Source organism: Streptomyces acidicola, from assembly GCF_009377235.1.
GTDB classification, from domain to species: domain Bacteria; phylum Actinomycetota; class Actinomycetes; order Streptomycetales; family Streptomycetaceae; genus Streptomyces; species Streptomyces acidicola.
Genome location: NZ_VMNX01000391.1, coordinates 1 through 5,455, shown reverse-complemented (window position 1 = coordinate 5,455; position 5,455 = coordinate 1). Strand labels below are relative to the sequence as shown.

5 protein-coding genes are annotated in these 5,455 nt (G+C 74.1%); all 5 read left to right on the top strand.

What is annotated here, in order from left to right; genetic code table 11:
* The coding region (locus FPZ41_RS44505; RefSeq protein ID WP_194236446.1) for a glycoside hydrolase family 3 C-terminal domain-containing protein at positions 1-1,563 on the top strand (1,563 nt) is incomplete at its 5' end.
* On the top strand, positions 1,560-3,152 hold the full coding sequence (locus tag FPZ41_RS44500) for a sulfatase-like hydrolase/transferase (RefSeq protein ID WP_152870380.1): 1,593 nt from the start codon (positions 1,560-1,562) through the stop codon (positions 3,150-3,152). The genes FPZ41_RS44505 and FPZ41_RS44500, both read left to right, overlap by 4 nt.
* Positions 3,149-3,520, top strand: a complete 372-nt coding sequence (locus FPZ41_RS44495; protein WP_152870378.1) for a YidH family protein — start codon at positions 3,149-3,151, stop codon at positions 3,518-3,520. Before FPZ41_RS44500 ends, FPZ41_RS44495 begins: the two co-directional genes overlap by 4 nt.
* Positions 3,517-3,807 (top strand): DUF202 domain-containing protein, encoded by a 291-nt coding sequence (locus FPZ41_RS44490; protein ID WP_322621524.1) that lies wholly within the window; start codon positions 3,517-3,519, stop codon positions 3,805-3,807. The genes FPZ41_RS44495 and FPZ41_RS44490 overlap by 4 nt, the downstream gene beginning before the upstream one ends.
* 31 nt (positions 3,808-3,838) lie before the next feature.
* Positions 3,839-5,368 carry a sulfatase family protein gene (locus FPZ41_RS44485; protein WP_152870376.1) on the top strand — a complete coding sequence of 510 codons (1,530 nt, stop codon included), beginning with the start codon at positions 3,839-3,841 and terminating at the stop codon, positions 5,366-5,368.
* Positions 5,369-5,455: the final 87 nt, after the last annotated feature.

The window sequence follows — 5,455 nt, the reverse complement described above, 5'->3', positions numbered from 1 at the left end:
CTCGTACCGCCCCCGCCGCCCGCCGACTTCGCCTGTGAGGCCGCCGCCGCGGGAGCCGTCCTGCTGCGCAACCACGGCAACGAACTGCCGTGGCACGCGCGGGACATCGGCTCGCTGGCGGTCAGCGGCCAGGCCGCCGTCACCCCCCGCACCCAGGGCGGCGGCAGCGCCACCGTGGTGCCCCCTGCCGTCGTCAGCCCGCTCGACGGGCTGCGGGCCGCGCTGCCCGACGCCCGCGTCGTCCACGACATGGGTACCGTCATCAGCGACGCCCCCGTGCCGCTGCCGTCGCACACCCTCACCAACCCCGCCACCGGCGGTCCCGGAGTGCGCACCCGGTTCCTCGACGCGGAAGGACGCGAGGTCTTCGCCGAGGACCGGCTGGCCACCGACCTCGTCTGGTTCGGCACCAGCCGCCCGGCCAGTGCCCACACCCTGGAGCTCACCACCCGCTACCGGCCCGAACACGACGGCCCCACCCGGCTCGCGATCGCGAGCGTCGGCCGCACCACCCTGTACGTCGACGGCGAGCCCGCCGTGGAGGCCGACTTCAGCCTCGGCGGGTCGGAGCTGGGCGCCGGTCTCTTCGTACCGCCCACCGCGTCCGGCGAGACCACACTGGAGGCCGGCCGCGAGGTCGAGCTGCGTGTCGTCCACGACCTCACCTCCCGCGACGCCGGCCGCACCGGCTCGGTGTCGCTGGCCTTCGGGCTGCTGCCCGAGCTCGCCGACGCCGAGGCCGCCATCGCCCGTGCCGCGGAGACGGCCCGCGGTGCCGACGCCGCCGTCGTCGTGGTGGGCACCACCACCCGCGCCGAGACCGAGGGCCGGGACCGCGAGACCCTCGCCCTGCCGGGCCGTCAGGACGACCTCGTCCGCGCCGTCGCCGCCGCCAACCCGCGCACCGTCGTGGTCGTCAACGCCGGCGGCCCCGTACTGATGCCGTGGCGCGACGACGTGGCCGCCGTGCTGCTCACCTGGTTCGCCGGCCAGGACTTCGGCTGGGCGCTCGCCGACCTGCTGCTCGGCGTCCGGGAGCCGGGCGGCCGGCTGCCCACCACCTGGCCCGCCGAACAGGCCGACGTCCCGGTGCTCGACACCCGGCCGACGGACGGCCGGCTCGACTACGCCGAGGGACTCCACATCGGCTACCGCGCCTGGCTCCGCGCCGGCCGCACACCCGCGTACGCCTTCGGACACGGGCTCGGCTACACCACCTGGCGCCTCGACGAGCTGACCCTGCCCGACGGGATCGGCGCCGGAGAGGACGTGACCGCCACCGTCCGGGTCACCAACACCGGCCCGCGCGCCGGGAAGCAGGTGGTCCAGCTCTACCTCTCCCGCCCCGACAGCGCCCTCGACCGGCCCGCCCGCTGGCTCGCCGGCTTCGCCCCCGTCCACCTCGACCCGGGTGCCACCGCCGAGGTCGCGGTGCGGATCCCGGCCCGCGCCTTCGCGCACTGGGACGGCTCCGGCTGGTCCCACGAGCCCGGCGCCTTCACGGCCCACGCCGGCACCGCGAGCGACGCGCTGCCGCTCTCCCGGGAGGTCCACCTGTCATGACCACCGACCCGACGAACCGGGCCGAGACCCCACAGGACGAGCCCCAACGGGCCGAGATCCCACAGGCCGAGCGGCCCAACTTCGTCATCATCGTGCCCGACCAGCTGCGCGCCGACGCGCTCGGCCGCTTCGGCAACGACCGGGCCGGCACCCCCCACCTCGACGCACTGGCCGACCGCGGGACCGTCTTCGAGCAGGCCTATGTGCAGCACCCGGTCTGCTCGCCCAGCCGCGCCTCGTTCCTCACCGGCTGGTATCCGCACGTCCGCGGCCACCGCACACTCACCCACCTCCTTCAGGCCGAGGAACCCAACCTGCTGCGCATCCTCAAGGACGCCGGCTACCACGTCACCTGGGCCGGCACCCGCGGCGACACCTTCGCCCCGGGCGTCACCGAGCTCAGCGCCCACGAGTACGGGCACGCCGAGCCGCCCACCCGCCGGCAGTTCGTCAAGGACTACCCCTCCGACACCTGGGCCCGCGCCTTCTACCGGGGGCGACTGGAACCCGACGGGCTCACCGACCACGACGAGGCCGCCGTCCGTACCGTCGAGCGCCGGCTGGCCCAGCCGCCCGACCGCCCCTGGGCGCTGTTCGTCCCGCTGTTCGCCCCGCACTGCCCCTTCCAGGCCGAGGAACCCTGGTACTCGATGCACGACCGCGACCGTGTGCCGGAGCCGCTGCCCGCGCCTAGGCCCTGTCGTCGAACTCCCGCCCTCCGGGCGGACGGCGGGAGTTCGACGACAGGACCCGGCGGGCCCGACGCGGGCCACGAGCCCGGCTTCAAGGAGGCGATCCGCCGCACCTACGGGCTCGACCGCCTCACCCCCGAGATGTGGCGCGAGGTCGCCGCCGTCTACCACGGCATGGTCTCCCGCCTCGACCACCACGTCGGCCGCGTCCAGGACGCCGTCGCCGCCTCCGGCCAGGCCGACCGCACCGTCACCTTCTTCTTCGCCGACCACGGCGAGTACCTCGGTGACTTCGGGCTGATCGAGAAGTGGCCCTCGGCCATGGACGCCTGCATCACCCGCGACCCGCTCGTCATCAGCGGCGGCGGCCTGCCGGCCGGGCAGCGGTACGAGGGCATGGTCGAGCTGATCGACGTACTGCCCACCGTGCTCGAACTCGCCGGCGTCGAGGCACCGCACCGGCACTACGGCCGCAGCCTGCTGCCCGTCCTGCGCGACCCCGAGCGCGAACACCGGCAGTACGCGTTCACCGAGGGAGGCTTCGTCGTCGAGGAGGAGCCCCAGATGGAACGGCCGGCCTACCCCTACGACCTCAAGGGCGACCTCCAGCACGACCGCCCCGAACTCGTAGGCAAGGCCGTCGCCGTGCGCGACCGGGAGTGGACCTACGTGTGGCGTCTGTACGAGCCCCCGGAGCTGTACCACCGGGCCACGGACCCGGGTGAGTCCGTCAACCTGGCAGGTCGGCCGGAGCACGCCGACGTCGAACGCCGGATGACGGACGCCCTGCTGCGCTGGCAGGTCGAGACGGCCGACGTCATCCCGGCCACCCACGACCCGCGCTTCCCGCCGGTCGAACTGCCCGCGCCCGCCGTCCCCGGCACCGGCCCCGCATGACCGGCGACCGAGCCCGCGCCACCCCCTGGTACGAGGAGGGCGAGGAGCCCGACTACCGGTTCTCCCTCGCCAACGAGCGCACCTTCCTCGCCTGGATCAGGACCGGCCTCGCGCTGCTCGCGGGCGCCGTCGCCGTCGCCCAGTTCGTGCAGCCGTATCCGAACCGGGTGACCGGAGTCGCGCTCGGCGCCGTGCTCGCGCTCACCGGCACGGTGCTGTGCGCCTGCTCCTACGGCCGGTGGCAGCGGGTGCAGCACGCGATGCGGCACAGCAGGCCGCTGCCCATGACCCGGCTGCCGCGACTGGTGGGCTGGGGCATGTCGCTGGCCGGCCTCGCCGTGCTGCTGATCGTGCCGGCGGTCCGGTGAACCCGCCGCGCGACCCGGGGCTGCAGCCCGAGCGCACCGCGCTCGCCCGGCAGCGCACGGCCCTGTCCGCGCTCGTCGCCGCCGCGCTGCTGCTGCGCGGCGGCCTCACCGCCGGCGCCCCGCTCCAACTCGCCGCCGCCGTGTGCCTGACCGTGACCGCCGCCCTGGTCGCCGCCGTCGGGACGCCACACCCCGGCACCCGTGCCGCCCGCCGCAGGCTGCTCGCCGCCGCCTGGGTCACCGGCCTCGGCGGCTCGCTGGCGACCCTGCACCTCCTGACCACCTGACCAGCCCCCCACACCCACCCGGGAGACACTCTTGCGCGTCATCTACGTCGACGTGGACACCCTCCGCGCCGACCACACCCAGCCCTACGGCTACCAGCGGCCCACGACGCCCAACCTCCAGCGCCTCGCGGACCGGGGCGTCACCTTCGACCGCTACTACTGTTCCGACTCGCCGTGCCTGCCCTCCAGAACCGCCCTCACCAGCGGCCAGTTCGGCATCACCAACGGCGTCGTCGGCCACTTCGGCGAGGCGGCCCGCTTCCGCCTCGACTCCGGACACCGGCCCGACCCCAACCGCCCGCTGCTCGGCCAGCGCCTCCAGGACCACGGCTGGTACACCGCCGTCGTGTCGATGTTCGCCGAACGGCACCGTGCCTACTTCTTCCACGGCAACTTCCGCGAATCCATCCGCGCCACCGACAAGATCAACGACGAGGAGGCCCACGAGATCAACGCCGTGGCCCTCGACTGGATCCGCCGCCACGCCGACGAGGACGACTGGTACCTGCACCTCACGTACTGGGAGCCGCACACCGACTACCAGATAGGCCCCGAGTGGGTGCGCCGCGCCGCCGAGTCGGGCCCCGCCCCCGCCTGGCCCGACCAGGAGGCCATCGACGGACACGCGGAGATCTACGGCCCGCGCACCGCCCGCGACCTCCACTACTTCCGCGGCCCCCGCCCCTCTCCCGTACCGCACGCCATGCCCGAAGAGATCCGCACCCGCGCCGACTTCGAGCACCTCGTCAACGGCTTCGACGGCTCCATCATGTACTGGGACCACCACTTCGGGCAGCTCCTCGCCACCCTGGAGGAGCTCGGCATCGCCGACGACACCGCCATCATCGTCAGCGCCGACCACGGTGAGTCCCTCGGTGAGCAGGGCTCCTACGCCGAGCACGGCCTGGCCAACGAGCCGACCCACCGGGTGCCGCTCGTCGTCTACTGGCCCGGCGTGACCGACGACCTGCCCGACTCCGTGCGGCACTGCGACGCCCTGCTCTACAACATCGACTTCGCGCCCACCCTCTGTGAACTGCTCGACATCCCGGCCCCCGGCGGCTGGCAGGGCGAGTCCTTCGCGCCCGCGCTCCGCGGCGAAGCCATCGTCTCCCGCCCCTACCTGGTGCTCGGCCACGGCGCCCACACCTACCAACGGGCCGTCCGCACCCGGGACCACCTCTACATCCGCACCTACCACCCGGGCTCCTTCCGCGCCGAGTGGGAGTCCCTCTTCGACGTCACGAACGACCCGCACCTCACCCGCGACCTGCTGGCCGACGAGCCGGAACTCGCCGACCGGATGCGCGGCCACCTCGCCGAGTGGTGGAACCACTACGCCGGCGGGCCCGGCGCGCTGCCCGACCCCATGCACACCACGCTGCAGACCGGCCCCACCTACTACAACGACCCGGGGCAGTACGCTCAACACCTGCGGGACACCGGCCGCGCCCACCTGGCCGACGACCTGGAGCAGCGGTTGACGCCGCTGGGCGGGGCCACCCCGGTGTCCTGGCACGCGCCCCACATCCCCGACGTCCGGCTCGCGGGCGGGAAGTAGACGAAAAAGCACATGTCCTCGTCCTGTTGCGGCCCCGACCGCTCCGAAGGCCCGGGCCACCAGCCCCTCTCGCTCGCCGTCCCCGCC